This is a genomic window from Nocardioides oleivorans (genome assembly GCF_004137255.1).
In the GTDB taxonomy this organism is placed as follows: Bacteria; Actinomycetota; Actinomycetes; order Propionibacteriales; family Nocardioidaceae; genus Nocardioides; species Nocardioides oleivorans.
Map to the genome: position 1 here is coordinate 1,170,941 of NZ_SDWT01000001.1, position 15,982 is coordinate 1,186,922.

Genomic DNA, 15,982 nt, shown 5'->3' on the forward strand with positions numbered 1-15,982 from the left:
ACCGGCGGAAACGCTGATTGGAGACCCTTTGCTCGTCGCCGGTCCGATCGGCCCAGGCGGTGTCGGACGGACCGGCGGACACACTCTGCTGCCTGCACAATCGTCTCGACGTCTATCTGCACCGGGGACTGCCGCACGGGTGGGTGACATCTGAACCTGCGTCGATCTCTCGGCACCGAAGGATGTGCATCATGCCGAGGTCAGATCGATGGACCGTGTCGGAGCGCTGATCATGACCCCAGCCGCCACCCCAGGCGGCCTGACCCAACCTGTCACCCGTTCGTGCAGCAGTCCCCACAGCTTCGTGCACCGGCGCCGATGATCACCACGTCGTACGTCTCGCGGGCTCCTGCCGCACCGATCACGGAACCCGGAGTCGCTGCGGTCATCGCTCGACGCTCGCGTTGCTGCGGTGCAGCCGGAACGCGGAGACTGCGAGAAGATGCCGCCGAGCGCGGCATACCCGGCAAGGCTGGACAGCGAGGCGTTGTCGCCCGAGGCCATGGCCACAAAGCTGCCGCCGGCGAGGACCGAGATCCCGCCGCTGAGGATCATCGGCCACTGGCCGCCGCCGAGGCCGCGGCGCTGGGATGCGACAACCAGCTGCACGGCGCCGGCGGTGATCGCCCAGGCGCCCCACACGCGCAGGACGTCGGGGAGCCCGGAATCGATCGCGACGCCCAGACCGACGGCGGTGGCCAGGCTCAGGGCCATGTTCACCAGTAGCGGGACCCGCTGTCGCGTGGCGCCCGACGAGCGAAAGTCGTAGACGGCGGCACCGAGGTCGGCGAGCGGATAGAGGACGAGGAGCGTGATGGCGAAGGGGTTCAGCTCCGCCGAGCTGATGGCGAGCAGACCCGCCCAGGCGATCGCGAACGTGAACCGGGCGGCGTAGAGGTTGCGCAGCGCCGCGGTGCTGACGTCGGTCGTGGGCCGGGTGGTGACTGCCTCGGCCTCGGTGAGATTGGACATCGGACTCTCTCTTCGCTTGCTGAACTGGGTGGATAGACCGATCGGTCTCGTTGAGCATGCAGGCTCCTCCGGCCCGCGTCAAGACCGACCGTTCTATCTGCTAACGTTCGATTCACAGGTGAGGAGCACGAACGATGTCCGAGGCACGCGCACGACTGCTCAGCACGGCGAGCCGACTGTTCTACGCCGAGGGACTGCACTCCGTCGGCATCGACCGGATCATTGCCACAGCAGAGGTGACCCGGGCGACGCTGTATCGGCACTTCGCCAGCAAGGACGACCTCCTCGTCGCCTACCTGACCCAGAGCGACGAACTGCTTCGCGCGCGTGTCGCCGACGTGCGACTGGCCGGCAAGTCGACCGAGGAAGTGATCCGGGCCGTGGCCACAGCGATCGCGGAGGACATCCAGCGGCCGGGCTTCCGCGGCTGCGCGTTCCTCAACGCAGCTGCCGAGTACCCGGACCCCGCTCACCCGGTGCACCGCGCGGTGCTCCAGCACCGCGACTGGTTTCTGGCCACGGTCGAAGACCTGTTCGCCGAGACCGGCAAGCCCGATGCGGGACCCGCTGCCCGCCACTTCGTCATGCTGCGCGACGGGGCCATGGCCGCCGGCTGTCTCGCCGACCCCGCGGTCGTCTGCGAGACCCTCCTGCGCGGAGTCGAGGGGCTGCTCGTCTACCGCAGTCGAGACGACCTGGAAGAAGCGCTCCAGCAGCAGGCATAGCAATGCGTGCTGTCGGCACTGCTCTCCCGCCAGAGCTTCGAGAAATGGAGCCCCCAGCTGGAGCACGCGCGCCCGGGGTCGCGCGTCAGCCCATGGCGTCAGAGGGCCGTGATGATGACCAGGCCGTGTCCACCGCCCGCGTCGAAGGAACCACCGAATCCGGGCAGACCGCTGCCTGCGTTCGCCCCGGGGTCAGGTGACGACACGGTGGCTCCGGCTTGCGCGACGACGTTGGTGACGTGGCCCGCGCCCCGGCTCCCCGTGACCGTTCCGGCCGAGCCCCCGGCGCCGGGGGCGTTTTGGAAGCTCCCGCGATGGCCGCCCGGGGCGGTGAAGGTCAACCCGTCGGAGGTCGTGAGTGTGGTGGTGCCTCCGTCGGTGCTGGTGTTGCTGAAGCTCTGCGCGCCAGGGCCGCCGACGCTGAAGGTGATGGTCGACCCGGGGGTCACGTAGACATCGGCGCTGACGAAGCCGCCCTGGCCGCCGTTCCAGATGCTCGACGTGCCACCGCCGCCGCCCCAGACCTGAACGCGGAGCGCGTGCACGCCGTCCGGGACCGTGTAGGTCCCGCTCGCCAGGTTCGATGAGAACTCAGCCGTCCCGGCAGGTCCGGTCTCACCCTGCGGACCGGCGGGTCCGGCCTCTCCCATGGGACCGACAGGTCCGGCCTCGCCCCTCGCACCAGCGGGCCCAGCCTCACCCCTCGGGCCGGCCTCACCCCTCGGACCGGCAGGTCCGGCCTCACCCCTTGGACCGGCAGGTCCGGCCTCCCCCGTGGAGCCAGCGGGTCCAGCCTCACCCGTGGAGCCGGCAGCGCCGGTCGCGCCGACAGGTCCCTCCGGACCAGCCGGGCCGATGCCTCCCGCCAGGCCGGCGGGTCCAGCCGGCCCCGCGGGTCCAGCGGGCCCTGCAGGTCCAGCCGGCCCTGCGGGTCCAGCCTCGCCGTTGGAACGGTCGGCGCCGCGGGTCCAGCGGATGTGGTCCTCGCCGGGCCGGCACGCCGTGATCTTGCGGACGATCCGGATCTTGCCGGTCTCGACGCTGAAGCACGCGCTGATGATCCGGACGTCCTGTCGCGGCCTCTCCGCGGCAGCAGCCGACCCGGCGGTTCCAGCGATGGCGGTCAAGGCCAAGGAGGCGAGGGACAGGGACGCGAGGGCGCGGACTCGAGTGTCAGGCACCCGCTGAAGGTAATGGATCCACGGACGCCCGGACGGGCAAATCGGGAAGATCGCCCGTGCGGTTCAGTGCTCAGTCGTACGACGGCGCCTGCACGTGCGCCATCGACGGGTCCAGCTCGATTCCGGTGGAAAGGTGGGCCTCGGCCTCGGCGGTCTTGCCGAGGTGCAGCAGGGCGAAGCCCAGGCGCATGTGCGCTGACGCGAGGTCGGGGTCGATCGCGAGGGCACGCTCGTAGAGTGCAACCGCTTCCTCAAGATCTGTCGCCTCAAGGACGATGCCCTTGTTGTAGAGCGCCGAGGTGAAGTCCGGGTCGGTTTCCAGTGCCGCGTCGTACTGTTCGACAGCGAGCGCGCCGTCGCCAGTGCCCTGCGCCAACAGGCCGAGGTTGTAGTGCGCGTAGACGTTGCCCGGGTCGATCTGCAGCACGTTCTCGAAGGTCGCCTGGGCGGTCGCGATGTCACCCGCGTCGAGCTGCTTGAGCGCAGACTCGACCAGGGTGTCCGCCGCGGACGAGCTGGCTGAGGAGGAGGCTGTCGACGACGGCCCGTCCTCGGAGCTGTCGCCGCTGCAGCCAGTGACGGCAAGGACGCTCAACAGAGCGAACGCGGCTAGGGAGGGTCGAGGCACGACCGTCAGTCTAGAGAAGGCTGCAGGGCCAGATGGGCGGAAAGGCGAACGGCGCCCACCAGCTACTTCGTATGGGAGCGGTGTCGGCCAGAGGCGCGTCCGGTCGCTGCCCGGGGACCCCAAGTTCTTCGGCCCGACGACGGATCAGAAGGTGTGGGGTTCGAATCCCAACAGGCGCGCAGATCACGAAGCCGCAGGTCAGTCCGCTGACCTGCGGCTTCGTCGTTCTCGATCCTCACGGGAAGACGTCGGGCAGGTCCGAGGCGACCCCGTCGAACCGAGGTGAGCGCTTGTCGCGGAAGGCTGCGACGCCCTCCTTGCCGTCCGCGATCGAGGTGTAGTACATCGCCAACGAGTCGGTGAGGTGCGCCTCCAGCGGCTCCGCCGCAGCGCTGTTGCGGTAGAGGAGCTGCTTGGTGAGACCGGTGGCGACCGCCGAGCGGCCGACGACGAAGGATCGAGCGAGCTCCGTGGCCGCGTCCACGAGGTCGTCCGGCTCGTGCAGGCTGCGGACGAGGCGGCCGGCGAGTGCCTGCTCGGCAGAGAGCACCTCGGCGGAGTAGACCCACTCCAGTGCCTGCTGGATGCCGACGATGCGCGGCAGGAACCACGACGAGCACGCCTCGGGGACGATGCCGAGGCGCCCGAAGACGAACCCGATGCGGGCACGGGTCGAGGCCAGACGCATGTCCATGGCGAGGGTCATGGTGGCGCCGATCCCCACCGCCGGGCCGTTGATCGCTGCGATGACCGGCTTGGGCAGGGCGTGGATGGCCAGGGTTACCTTCCCGCCGGTGTCGCGCACACCGGACGCGTAGGGCGGCTGGTCGTAGCTCGCGCGGAAGTCCTCCACCGAGGGCATGAGCGACTCGTCCAGGCCGAAGACGTTGCCCTCGGCGGACAGGTCCATCCCGGCGCAGAACGCGCGGCCCGCACCCGTCACGACCACGGCCCGCACGTCGTCGCGGCGCGCCTCGACGCCGAACACGTGCTCGAGCTCGTTGGCCATCGACAGGTCGAACGCGTTGAGCGCGTCGGGCCGGTCCAGCGTGAGCAGCGCGATGCCGTCGTCGTCGATGCGCCAGTCGAGGGTGTCGTAGTCGGTCATGCCAGCATCATCCCCGCGGGCCGTGCGCACCGCTTGACCGAATGCGACGGCTCCCGAGTTGACGCGGGCGTCGGCGGCCTTGACCCTAGGCGACATGACGTTGGCGCGCTCTGCGGCTCTCCGGGGGTTCCACTCCCTGGTGCTCGAGCTGGGTGGCGACCCGGACGCCATTGCACGCGATGTCGGGCTGGACCCCTCCGCACTCCACTCCGACGAGCTGCTGGTCCCCGAGCGCGCCGTGGCCAGTGCCCTGGAGCTCGGGGCGAGGCGGACGGACTGCCCGGACCTCGGGCTGCGCGTCGCAGCGCGCCAGGAGCTCAGCATGCTCGGACCCCTCGCGCTCGCGCTCCAGTCGTCGGCGACGGTCGGGGACGCGCTCGAGTGCTGCTCTCGCTACCTCTCCGTCCACTCCCGGTCCGTGGGACTCACCGTCGAGGCGGACCCCTACGGGGACAAGGGCGTGGTGGCCCTGCGGTGGAACGTCCCCGGCGGCGGCGATCTCGCGACCGTGCAGGCGACCGACCTGAGCCTGGGCTTCGCGCACGGGGCGCTCCGATCGGTGACGGGCGAGGGCTACGGGCTCCGCACCGTCGACCTGCCGCACGAGCCGGTGGCGGACCCCGAGACCTATCGTGCCTACTTCGGGACGGAGGTGCGTTTCCGACGTCCGGCCGCGCTGCTGCGCGTGCCGTCGTCGCTCATGCGGCAGCCGGTCGCAGGCGAGGACGCGGTCCTGAAGCAGTTGGCCATCGCCTACCTCGACCGCCTCTCCCCCAGCGGTCCCGGGTTGGTGGCGGCACGGGTGCGCACTGCCGTGGCCCAGGCGCTGGGCACGAGCCCGGTGACCATCACGGCCATCGCCGACCTGTTCTCGGTCCACCCCAGGACCCTGCAGCGACAGCTCGCACGGGAGGACACCTCGTTCGTCGACGTCGTGGACGGCGTCCGGAAGGAGGCCGCGCAGAAGTACCTGCGCGGGACCGACCTGCCGTTCGCCCAGGTCGCGGCGTTGCTGGACCTGTCCGAGCACTCGGTCCTCACGCGATGCTGCCGTCGCTGGTGGGACGAGACGCCCACGCAGGTCCGTCAGCGGGGCGCTGCCCCGTCGTGAGGCGGTGTCGCGCGTGGGCAAGGAACTGTCGCGACGGATCAAACGTGGCGACGCCGCGCTCGCCAGACTCGGATGCATGGCTGCACACCCTCACGACCAGTCCCCATCGACCCACGAGCGCGACGTCGAGCACGTCGACGTGGTCATCGTCGGAGCAGGGCTCTCGGGCGTCGGAGCCGCCTACCGCATCCAGAGCGAACGACCGGGGTCGTCGTACGTCGTGCTGGAGGCGCGCGAGAGCCTCGGCGGCACGTGGGACCTGTTCCGCTACCCGGGGGTGAGGTCGGACTCCGACATGTTCACCCTGGGCTACTCCTTCAGGCCGTGGCGCGACAGCCAGAGCCTTGCCGACGGAGCGTCCATCCTGACCTACATCCGCGAGACGGCGGACGAGTACGGGATCGAGCAGCACATCCGCTACTCCAGCCGCGTCGTCGCAGCGGACTTCGACACCGGGACCTCGGTCTGGACCCTCGTCATCGAGGACGGGAGCAGCGGCGAGCAGCGCACGATGACGTGCGGCTTCCTCTACTCCTGCGCCGGCTACTACGACTACGACCAGCCGCACGCCCCTGCGTTCGAGGGGGTCGACGACTTCGCCGGCACCGTGGTGCACCCCCAGTTCTGGCCGGAGGACCTCGACTACGGCGACAAGCGGGTCGTCGTCATCGGATCGGGAGCGACTGCGGTGACACTGGTTCCCGCGATGCTGAAGGGCGACCACCCCGCCAGTCACGTCACGATGCTCCAGCGGAGCCCCACCTGGATCAGCGCGGTCCCTGGTCGGGACACGTCGGCGGAGAAGATCCGGGCGGTCCTTCCCGGTGCGCTCGCCCACACCGTCATCCGTGGGAAGAACATCGCCTTCAGCACCGCCTTCTACCAGTTCTGCCAGCGCTGGCCGAAGCGGGCCCGGAAGCTGCTGACCCACTCCGCGACCCGGATGCTGGGTGACCCCCAGCTGGTCTCGGACCACTTCACCCCGACCTACGACCCGTGGGACCAGCGACTGTGCGCCGTGCCCAGCGGTGACCTCTTCCGCGTCATCAGCGACCAGCGCGCGGAGGTCGTCACCGACCACGTCGACCGCTTCGTCCCGGAGGGGATCCGGCTCCGGTCCGGGCGCGTCCTCGAGGCTGACGTCGTCGTCTCGGCGACGGGGCTCAAGCTGCTCGCCTTCGGCGGGATCGAGCCGCACGTGGACGGACGCCGCGTCGACCTGTCGGAGCAGTACGTGTGGAACGGCGCCATGATCACCGGTGTCCCCAACTTCGCCGTGTGCATCGGCTACACCAACGCGTCGTGGACCCTGCGCGCCGACCTGTCCCACCGTCTCGTGTGCAAGGTGCTGGGCTGGATGGAGCGTCGCGGGCACCGCGCCGTCGTCCCCGTGGCCGACAGTGACCTCGAGCCGCAGCCGCTGCTCGACCTCGCCTCGGGATACGTGCAGCGCTCGATCGCGGCCTTCCCGCGCCAGGGCAACCGATCGCCGTGGCGGGTCCGCCAGAACTACGTGCTCGACTCGGCGACGACGCTGCGCGCCGACCTGGCACGCCACCTGGCGCCGGTCCCGGCCGCGACGACGACCACGACCGCGGCCGACCGGACGAAGGTCGAGGCGTGAGCGCGACGTGGCAGCCCGACCTGCTCGGGACGGGCTACGAGCAGCACGTGCTCGACCTCGGCACCGATCCCGACGGCGAGGGTCACATCACCGCGGTCGTCGTGCGCCGGGTGCCGCTCGAGGACGAGCGACCCCACGGCGCGGTGCTCTACGTGCACGGGTTCGCGGACTACTTCTTCCAGACCGAGCTCGCGGACTTCTGCGCCGAGCGGGGCCTTGCGTTCTACGCGCTGGACCTGCGCAAGTCCGGCCGTGCGCGGAGCGAGGGGCACACGGCGCACTACGTCACGGATCTCGAGCTCTACGACGCCGAGCTCGACCGCAGCCTCGAGCTCGTCGCCGACGAGCACCCGGACGAGCCGGTCGTCGTGATGGCCCACTCCACAGGTGGCCTCATCACTCCCCTGTGGCTCGATCGCAGGCGACGTGCCGGCCGGACGGACTTGGTGGCGGGGCTGGTCCTGAACAGTCCGTGGTTCGACCTCCAGGGCAAGCCGCGGATGCGCCACACCGTCACCCAGGCCGTCCGCATCCTCTCCAGGTTCGCCCCACTGCGGGTGCTGGACCTGCCTGCCACCTCTGTGTACGGCGACTCGCTGCACGCCGAGCGAGGCGGATCCTGGCAGTACGACCTCACGTTGAAGCCGCTGTCCGGCTTCCCCGTCACGGTGGGCTGGCTGAACGCCGTCCGGCGCGGACAGGCACGGTTGCACCACGGCCTCGACGTCGGCGTACCGTCCCTGGTCCTGCGCTCCGACAAGACGCACTACTCACGCACGCACAGCCCGGCGAGCGACCGGGCCGACACCGTCCTCGACGTCCGGCAGATCGCCCGCTGGGCCGGCTGCCTCGGCGGCGAGACCACGGTGATCCCCGTCGAGGACGCGCGGCACGACGTCTTCCTGTCACTCGAGGGACCCAGACGACGGGCGTACGACGCTGTGGACGGCTGGCTTCGCCGTCTCGGCCTGACCGAGCCGCACTCCGACCTGCACCCCTGAGCCGACGCGACCTGCCCCGCCCCTCCCACGTGTGAAGGACCAGACGATGACCAGCACCCCCACGACGATGCGCGCCCAGCGACTCGACACCACCACCCTGACCTTCGAGATCACCGACGTCCCCGTGCCCACCCCCGGTCCCGGGCAGGTGCTGATCGAGGTGGCGTTCAGCGGCATCTGCCACTCGGACCTGTCGCTGCTCGACGGGACGTTCCCTGCCATGGGTCCGACCGTGATCACCCAGGGCCACGAGGCCTCGGGAGTGATCGCCGCCCTCGGGGACGGCGTCGAGGGGTGGGCGCCGGGCGACCGGGTCGTGCCCGCGGCCGGCCGGCCGTGTCGACAGTGCCCGATGTGCCGGCGCGGAGAGTTCGGCCGGTGCCTGGCCCTCCAGCTGATGGCGTTCGCCTACGACGGCGCCTGGGCGGAGTACACCGTCGCGGACGCGCTGGGACTGACGCGGATCCCGGACAACGTCTCGATGGAGCACGCGGCGGTCCTCGCCGACGCCGTGTCGACGCCGTACGGCGCCGTCGTCCACACGGCCCAGCTGAGGATCGGCGAGTCGGCGGGCGTGTGGGGAGTGGGCGGTGTCGGCACCCACATCGTCCAGCTCGCCCGACTGGTGGGTGCGACCCCCGTCGTCGCGGTCGACCTCGACCCGGTCGCGCGACAGCGAGCCCTCGACCTGGGAGCCGACCTGGCCCTGGACCCGAGCGACCCCGACCTGGTCTCCCTGGTCCGCGATGCCACGGGAGGAGTCGGCCTCGACGCGGTCTTCGACGCGGTCGGCATCAAGGCGACCTTCGACCAGGGCCTCGAGGCGCTCGGCAACGGCGGGCGTCTCGTCGGCGTCGGCATGAGTGCCGACGAGCTCTCCCTCGGGATGAGCGTGCTCTTCAACCTCAGCCGCAAGCAGGTGCGCGGGCACCTGGGCTACGAGGTCGCGGACATCGGGGTCCTCGCCCGGCTCGTCTCGACCGGGCGCCTCGACCTCAGCCGGTCGATCAGCAAGGTCGTGGCGCTGGAGGACCTCGAGGAGGGCATCGAGACGCTCCGGAGCGGAGAGGGCAGTCCTGTCCGGATCCTCGTCGAGCCGTGAGGAGGCCGGACCCGGGTGCGGGTCCGGCCTCCTGCGTCGGCGGGTTCGCCCTGACGGATCAGGTGGACCAGGTGGACCAGGTGGTCAGAGCAGGCCCTTGTCGTCGAGCCAGTCCTTGGCCGCGGTGCTGGCCGAGGCCTTCTCGTCGCCCTCGACCCGCTCGCGCAGCGCGATCAGGTCGTCGGTGGTGAGCTCGGCCGAGATCGCGTTCAGCACGTCGGCGATCTCCTCGGAGTTCACCGACTCGGCGATCAGCGGCACGACGTTCTGCGCCGAGATCATGTTCTCCGGGTCCTCGAGGACCACGAGGTCCTCGGCGACCAGGGCCGGCGAGGTGGTGTAGATGTCGGCGACCTGGACGGTGTCGTCGACGAGCGCCTTGACGGTGTCGGGGCCACCGAAGTCCTCGATCGGCACGAAGGTGACCTCGCCCTTCTCGGTGCCGACTCCGTAGACGCTCTTCAGGCCCGGGATGCCGTAGCCGAGGTCGCCGAACTGCGGGTTCGAGCCGAGCGAGAACGGGACCAGCTTGGACAGGTCGCCGATCGAGGTCAGGTCGTTGGCCTCGGCGGTCTCGCGGGTGACGACGTAGGCGTCCTTGTCCTCGGCCTCGGACGAGTCGAGCACCTCGAGGTCGTCGGCGGCCACGGCCTCGCCCAGGGCGCCGTCGACCTCCTCGGTCGTGCGCTCGGTGTAGTCGGGGTTGTAGTAGGCCAGCAGGTTGCCGTTGTACTCGGGGATCAGGTTGATCGAGCCGTCCTGCAGCGCCGGGATGGTCTGCTGGCGCGGCCCGATGTTGAACTTGGTGTCGACGTCGATGCCCTCGGCCTCGAGCGCCTGGGCGTAGATCTCGCCGAGGATCTCGCTCTCGGGGAACTGGAACGATCCGACGATGATCTTGTCGTCGTCACCCGAGGCAGCGGGGTCGGTGGGGTCGGAGGAGCCGCACGCGGAGAGCGCGGCCCCGAGGCCGAGGGTGAGCGCGAGTGCGCCGACCCTCGTGCGGGAGATGGTGGTCATGGTTGTCCCTTTCGTGTGACGCGTCTCAGGCGTCGGCGGCCGTGGTGACCGACTGGGTGCGGCGCGGTGCCGCGGAACGGGTGTCGCGGAGGCCCTGGGTGGCCGTGGCCCGCTGGAGGACGGCGAACAGCCCGTCGACCAGGAGGGCGAGGGCGGTGACGAGGAGCGCACCGCCCAGGATCAGGTCGTAGTCGTTGAGGCCGATGCCGCTGGTGATGATCCGGCCCAACCCGCCGAGGCCGGCGTAGGAGGCGATCGTGACGGTCGCGATCACCTGCAGCGCAGCGGCTCGTACGCCACCGACGATGAGGGGGAGCGCCAGCGGGATCTCGACCTGGGTGAGGATCTGCCACTCGGTCATCCCGTTGGCGCGTGCCGCGTCGATGGTGTCGCGGTCCACGGACTCGAGCCCGGAGTAGGCGCCGGCCAGCATCGAGGGGATGGCGAGCAGGACGAAGGCGATCGTCGCGCCCACGATCGGCGCGGTGTCGTACGACAGGAAGTAGCCGAACACCATCAGCAGGAAGAACAGGACGCCGAGGGTCGGCAGCGCGCGCATCGAGCCGGTGAAGGTGATGACGAACTGCCGGCCCTTGCCGGTGTGGCCGATGTAGAAGCCGAGCGGCAGCGCGATCAGCGCGGCGATGACCATGGCGATGACGGTGTAGGTGAGGTGCTCGACCAGGCGGTCCTGGATCGGCAGCGGGCTCTGGCTCCCGGCCTGCCAGTGGGAGCCGTCAGAGATCCAGCCCAGGGCGCTCAGCAGGAGGTCCATCAGCCGGCGCCCGTCTGCCGGATGTTGCCGTGCACCCCGCCGAGGCTGACGTCGGCCGGAGTCCTCGTCCTGTTGGCCGGCTCGCGGGTCCAGGGCATCAGGATTTTCCCGAGCGTCACGATGACCAGGTCGAAGACGAGGGCGAGCAGCAGGCTCAGGCCGATGCCGACGACGACCTCCTCCAGGATGCCGCGCTGCTTGCCGTTCTGGAAGAAGTAGCCGAGGTTCTCCGAGCCGATGATCACGCCGACCGAGACCAGCGCGATGGTGCTGACCGAGACGACCCGGATGCCGGCCAGCAGCACCGGCCCGGCCAGCGGCAGCTCGACGCGGAAGAAGCGTGCTGCGGGCGAGTAGCCGATGGCCACCGCGGCGTCCACCGTTGCGTCGTCGACGGACGCGAGGGCGTCGGCAGCCGATCGAGCCATGATGGCCACGCCGTAGATGCACAGTGCGACGACGAGGTTGGTGTCGTCGAGGACGCCGGTCGGGATGACGAGCGGCAGGATCACGAACAGCGGCAGCGACGGGATCGTGTAGAGCAGGCTGCCCGCGGTGATCACGATCGTGCGCGAGGTGCTGCTGCGGTTGGCCAGCCAGCCCAGCGGGATGGCGAGCACGAAGCTGATCAGGATCGGCAGGATCGCCAGCCGGGCGTGGTTGAGGGTGTACTCGAGGATCAGGTCGAGGTTGTTGCGTGTCCAGTTCACGACGCGCCGGACCCTGCGTCGGTCCCTGCGTCGGCGCCCAGGACGCCGACCGGTCGCCCGTCGCCGTCGACGATGATGGTCAGCCCGCCGTCGCCCGCGCGCTCCTGCAGGTGCAGGGTGCGCTTGCCCTTGTCCGCCCCGATGAAGCTGGCGACGAAGTCGTCGGCGGGCGCGGCCAGGATCTCGGCCGGCGTGCCGGCCTGGGCGATCTGTCCGCCCTTGCCGAGGATGACGACCTGGTCGGCGAGGATGAACGCCTCGTCGATGTCGTGGGTGACGAAGACGATGGTCTTGCCGAGCTCGCGCTGGAGCCGGTTGAGCTCGACCTGGAGGTCGGTGCGCACGATCGGGTCGACCGCGCCGAACGGCTCGTCCATGAGCAGGATGTTGGGGTCGCTGGCCAGGGCGCGGGCCACGCCGACGCGCTGCTGCTGACCGCCGGAGAGCTGCCGCGGGTACCGCTGGGCCAGGCCGCGGTCGAGGCCGACCTTGTCGAGCAGCGCCAGCGCCGACTCCCGGGCCTCGGCCTTCGGCACGCCGTTGAGGAGGGGCACGGTCGCGACGTTGTCGACGACCCGGCGGTGCGGCAGCAGGCCCGAGGACTGGAGGACGTAGCCGATGCTTCGCCGCAACTTGACCTTGTCCTGGGCCGACACGTCCTCGCCGTCGACCAGGATCGTCCCCGACGTCGGCTCGACCATCCGGTTGATCATCCGCAGCAGGGTCGTCTTGCCGCACCCGGAGGAGCCCACGAAGACCGTCGTCTGGCGCGACGGGAGCGTGAAGCTGAAGTCCTCCACCGCCACCGTCCCGTCCGGGAACTGCTTGGTGACTGACCGGAACTCGATCATCCGTGACTCCAGCCCTCGACGATGGTCACACGATCATGCCTTGGCGGCTGGTTTGTCGCACGCCGGGGCGCGCCGTGGCGTCCTCAGTAGGACTTGGGCAGCCCCAGGCTGTGCATGGCGACGAAGTTGAGGATCATCTCGCGGCTCACCGGGGCGATCCGGCCCGCGCGGGCGGCGACGAGCATGCCGGCCATGCCGTACTCCTGCGTGATGCCGTTGCCGCCGTGGGTCTGCACGGCCGCGTCGACGGCGTGCACGGCCGCCTCGGCGGCGGCGTACTTCGCCATGTTGGCGGCCTCGCCGGCGGCCAGGTCGTCACCGGCGTCGACGAGCGCAGATGCCTTCTGGGTCATCAGGCGGGCGAGCTCGTTCTCGATGTGCGCCATCGCGAGCGGGTGGGCGATCGCCTGGTGCGAGCCGATGGGCGCCTTGAAGACCGTGCGCTCCTGGGCGTACGTCGACGCCCTGCCGAGGGCGTGGCGCGCGAGCCCGGTCGAGAAGGAGGCCGCCATGATCCGCTCGGGGTTGAGGCCGGCGAAGAGCTGCACGAGCCCGCCGTCCTCGTCGCCGACGAGTGCGTCCTGGGGCAGCCGGACGTCGTCGATGAAGACCTGGAACTGCTTCTCGGGGCTGACGATCTCCATCGCGATGGCGGTGAACTCGAAGCCTGCGGAGTCGGTCGGCACGACGAACAGGCAGGGCTTGAGCTTGCCTGTCCGGGAGTCCTCGGCGCGGGCGACCACGAGCACGTTAGAGGCCTCGTCGACGCCGGAGATGTAGATCTTCTGGCCCTTGAGCACCCACTCGTCGCCGTCGCGGCGGGCGGTGGTGGTGATGTTGTGCGAGTTGGTGCCCGCGTCGGGCTCGGTGATCGCGAAGGCCATGGTCCCGGTGCCGTCGGCGATGCCGGGCAGCCACCTCTGCTTCTGCTCCTCGGTGCCGTAGCGGGCGATCACGGTCCCGCAGATCGCCGGGCTGACGACCATCATCAGCAGCGGGCAGCCCTGTGCGGCGAGCTCCTCGCAGACGGCGGCCACGTCGCCGATGCCGCCGCCCCCTCCGCCGTACTCCTCGGGGATGTTGACCCCGAGGTAGCCCGCTCTGGCGATCTCCATCCAGAGGTCGGTCGTCTTCTCGCCGGCGCGGGCGCGCTCGACGAACCAGTCGCGGCCGTACTTGCCGGCGAGCCGCGCGACCTGCGTGCGGAGCTCCTGCCGCTCCTCGGACTCGGTGAAGCTGCTCATGCGTGTTCCTCCACTACTGCCAGGACCTCCCCGGACGCGACCTGCGCACCGGGCTCGACGTCGATCTCGGTGACGGTGCCGTCGTGCGGCGCGGTCACGGTGTGCTGCATCTTCATCGCCTCGAGCACGAGGACGACGTCGCCGGCGGTGACGTCGTCGCCGGCCGCGACCTTCACCGAGACGACCGTGCCGGGCATCGGCGCGAGCAGCGACCCGCTCGCCACCGCGTCGGACGGGTCGGTGAACCGCGGCACCTCGCGCAGGCGAACGGACACCGCCGGGCCGTCGACCCAGACCTCGCGCGGCGCACCCGGGTGGTCGGCGTACCACTGTCCGCGTGTCTCCGTCGCGACGCCGTCGACCTCGAGCCGGGCGTGGGTCGGCGACACCTCGAGCACGGTGATCCCGTCGACGACGAAGCCGTCGCGGGTGCCCCACCACTCGACCGGCTCGTGGCCCTCGAACGTGGTGCGCTGCGGCTGGCTGACGACGTTGCGCCAGGCGGCCGGGACGCCGTGCTGGACGGTGCGCCGGGACGCGTCGCCGGCGGCCAGCATGAGGGCTGCCGCGACGACGCTCGGACGTGAGTCGCTGGGAGACTCAGCGGAAATCGGACGCGACTCGAGCCACGTCGTGGTCATCTCCCCGGCGACGAAGACCGGGTCGGTGAGGATCTCGACGAGCTGGTCGCGGTTGGTGGTGACGCCGTGGATCCGGGCTCGGCGGAGCGCGCCGACGAGCATCCGGATCGCCTGCTCGCGCGTCGGCGCCCACGCCACCACCTTGGCCAGCATCGCGTCGTAGAACGTCGACACGTCGTTGCCGCTCGCGAAGCCGCTGTCGACCCGGACGCCCGCCCGGTCGAGCGGACCGAGCTCGGAGTCGGCGGGCAGGTCGAAGGTGACCAGGCGACCGCTCTGGGGGACGTAGGCCGCGTCCTCGGCGTAGAGACGTACCTCGATCGCGTGGCCTCCGCGCGGCTCGGCGAGCTCGCCGAGCCCACGACCCTCGGCGACCGCGAGCTGCATCTCGACGAGGTCGACACCGCGGTGGAGCTCGGTGACCGGGTGCTCGACCTGGAGCCGGGTGTTCATCTCGAGGAAGAAGAAGCGGTCCGCCCCGGCGTCGTACAGGAACTCGACCGTGCCCGCGCCGCGGTAGCCGATGGCGACGCACAGCTGGTCGGCCGCCTCCGCCATCCGGTCCCAGGTGTCGGCCGGCAGGCCGGGCGCCGGGGCCTCCTCGACCACCTTCTGGTGACGCCGCTGCACCGAGCAGTCGCGGCTCCCCAGCACGAGCGCACCGCTCGCGTCGGCCATCACCTGGACCTCCACGTGGCGGCCGGCCTCGACGTAGGGCTCGACGAAGACGGTGCCGTCGCCGAAGGCCGACTCGGCCTCGGCGCGGGCTGCGTCGATCTCGGCGTCGAGCCGGTCGAGCGACCGGACGACCCGCATGCCGCGACCGCCACCCCCGGCGGAGGCCTTCACGAGCAGCGGGAGGTCGGCCCCGGTCGGCTGGTCGGGGGCGGAGAGGACGGGTACGCCGGCGCGCTCGGCGATCGCCTTCGCCCGGACCTTGTCGCCCATCGCCTCGATCGCGTCCGGCGGGGGGCCGACCCAGGTGAGGCCGGCGTCGATGACGGCACGGGCGAACGCCGCGTTCTCGGAGAGGAAGCCGTAGCCCGGGTGGACGGCGTCGGCGCCCGACCGCCTCGCGGCCTCGACGACCAGGTCGATCCGGAGGTAGGTGTCGCTCGGGGCGTCGCCCGGCAGCCGGACGGCGTGGTCGGCCTCGGCGACGTACGGCAGCCCGGCGTCCGCGTCGGAGTGGACGGCCACCGTCTCGATGCCGAGGCGGCGGCAGGTGGCGAAGACACGGCGGGCGATCTCGCCCCGGTTGGCGACCAGCAGGCGCTGGATCATGGCCG

15 protein-coding genes are annotated in these 15,982 nt (G+C 70.7%); 5 read left to right on the forward strand and 10 right to left on the reverse strand.

Translation table 11 applies throughout. The annotated features are described in order from the left end of the window. Positions 1 to 189: 189 nt before the first annotated feature. A complete protein-coding gene (locus EUA93_RS05595) occupies positions 190 to 972 on the reverse strand; it encodes a hypothetical protein (RefSeq protein ID WP_242497250.1) in 783 nt (260 codons plus the stop codon). Between the two features lie 134 nt (positions 973 to 1,106). On the opposite strand from EUA93_RS05595, the gene EUA93_RS05600 reads away from it, so the two are divergent. Beyond that, on the forward strand, positions 1,107 to 1,697 hold the full coding sequence (locus EUA93_RS05600) for a TetR/AcrR family transcriptional regulator (protein ID WP_129399230.1): 591 nt from the start codon (positions 1,107 to 1,109) through the stop codon (positions 1,695 to 1,697). Positions 1,698 to 1,795: 98 nt separating this feature from the next. Here the strand turns inward: EUA93_RS05600 and EUA93_RS21940 are convergent, their stop codons facing one another. From EUA93_RS21940 to EUA93_RS05615, 3 genes are all read right to left on the reverse strand, one after another. Then, entirely contained in the window at positions 1,796 to 2,347 is a 552-nt protein-coding gene (locus tag EUA93_RS21940) for a glycine-rich domain-containing protein (protein ID WP_476703580.1), read from the reverse strand. A gap of 601 nt (positions 2,348 to 2,948) precedes the next feature. Next, a complete protein-coding gene (locus tag EUA93_RS05610; RefSeq protein WP_165355072.1) occupies positions 2,949 to 3,506 on the reverse strand; it encodes a tetratricopeptide repeat protein in 558 nt (185 codons plus the stop codon). A 235-nt stretch (positions 3,507 to 3,741) separates the two neighbouring features. Beyond that, positions 3,742 to 4,614: a crotonase/enoyl-CoA hydratase family protein gene (locus tag EUA93_RS05615; protein WP_129399232.1), complete on the reverse strand. Its 873-nt coding sequence runs from the start codon at positions 4,612 to 4,614 to the stop codon at positions 3,742 to 3,744. 94 nt (positions 4,615 to 4,708) lie between these two features. On the opposite strand from EUA93_RS05615, the gene EUA93_RS05620 reads away from it, so the two are divergent. From EUA93_RS05620 to EUA93_RS05635, 4 genes are all read left to right on the forward strand, one after another. Then, complete coding sequence (locus EUA93_RS05620) at positions 4,709 to 5,725, forward strand: AraC family transcriptional regulator (RefSeq protein ID WP_129399233.1); 1,017 nt, start codon at positions 4,709 to 4,711, stop codon at positions 5,723 to 5,725. A gap of 76 nt (positions 5,726 to 5,801) precedes the next feature. Continuing rightward, on the forward strand, positions 5,802 to 7,349 hold the full coding sequence (locus EUA93_RS05625) for a flavin-containing monooxygenase (protein WP_129399234.1): 1,548 nt from the start codon (positions 5,802 to 5,804) through the stop codon (positions 7,347 to 7,349). Then, positions 7,346 to 8,350 carry an alpha/beta hydrolase gene (locus EUA93_RS05630; RefSeq protein WP_129399235.1) on the forward strand — a complete coding sequence of 335 codons (1,005 nt, stop codon included), beginning with the start codon at positions 7,346 to 7,348 and terminating at the stop codon, positions 8,348 to 8,350. Before EUA93_RS05625 ends, EUA93_RS05630 begins: the two co-directional genes overlap by 4 nt. A gap of 46 nt (positions 8,351 to 8,396) precedes the next feature. After that, positions 8,397 to 9,452 (forward strand): zinc-binding dehydrogenase, encoded by a 1,056-nt coding sequence (locus EUA93_RS05635; protein ID WP_129399236.1) that lies wholly within the window; start codon positions 8,397 to 8,399, stop codon positions 9,450 to 9,452. 84 nt (positions 9,453 to 9,536) lie between these two features. Here EUA93_RS05635 and EUA93_RS05640 read toward each other — a convergent pair whose 3' ends face one another. The 6 genes from EUA93_RS05640 to EUA93_RS05665 all read right to left on the reverse strand — a co-directional run bounded on the left by EUA93_RS05640 (position 9,537) and on the right by EUA93_RS05665 (position 15,977). Continuing rightward, positions 9,537 to 10,472, reverse strand: a complete 936-nt coding sequence (locus tag EUA93_RS05640; protein WP_129399237.1) for an ABC transporter substrate-binding protein — start codon at positions 10,470 to 10,472, stop codon at positions 9,537 to 9,539. Positions 10,473 to 10,497: 25 nt separating this feature from the next. Next, entirely contained in the window at positions 10,498 to 11,247 is a 750-nt protein-coding gene (locus EUA93_RS05645) for an ABC transporter permease (RefSeq protein WP_129399238.1), read from the reverse strand. Beyond that, positions 11,247 to 11,957 carry an ABC transporter permease gene (locus EUA93_RS05650; RefSeq protein ID WP_129399239.1) on the reverse strand — a complete coding sequence of 237 codons (711 nt, stop codon included), beginning with the start codon at positions 11,955 to 11,957 and terminating at the stop codon, positions 11,247 to 11,249. Before EUA93_RS05650 ends, EUA93_RS05645 begins: the two co-directional genes overlap by 1 nt. Beyond that, entirely contained in the window at positions 11,954 to 12,808 is an 855-nt protein-coding gene (locus tag EUA93_RS05655; protein WP_129399240.1) for an ABC transporter ATP-binding protein, read from the reverse strand. The genes EUA93_RS05650 and EUA93_RS05655 overlap by 4 nt, the downstream gene beginning before the upstream one ends. An 83-nt stretch (positions 12,809 to 12,891) precedes the next feature. Next, positions 12,892 to 14,052: an acyl-CoA dehydrogenase family protein gene (locus tag EUA93_RS05660; RefSeq protein WP_129399241.1), complete on the reverse strand. Its 1,161-nt coding sequence runs from the start codon at positions 14,050 to 14,052 to the stop codon at positions 12,892 to 12,894. Next, positions 14,049 to 15,977: an ATP-binding protein gene (locus EUA93_RS05665; RefSeq protein WP_129399242.1), complete on the reverse strand. Its 1,929-nt coding sequence runs from the start codon at positions 15,975 to 15,977 to the stop codon at positions 14,049 to 14,051. The genes EUA93_RS05660 and EUA93_RS05665 overlap by 4 nt, the downstream gene beginning before the upstream one ends. Between the last annotated feature and the right edge of the window lie 5 nt (positions 15,978 to 15,982).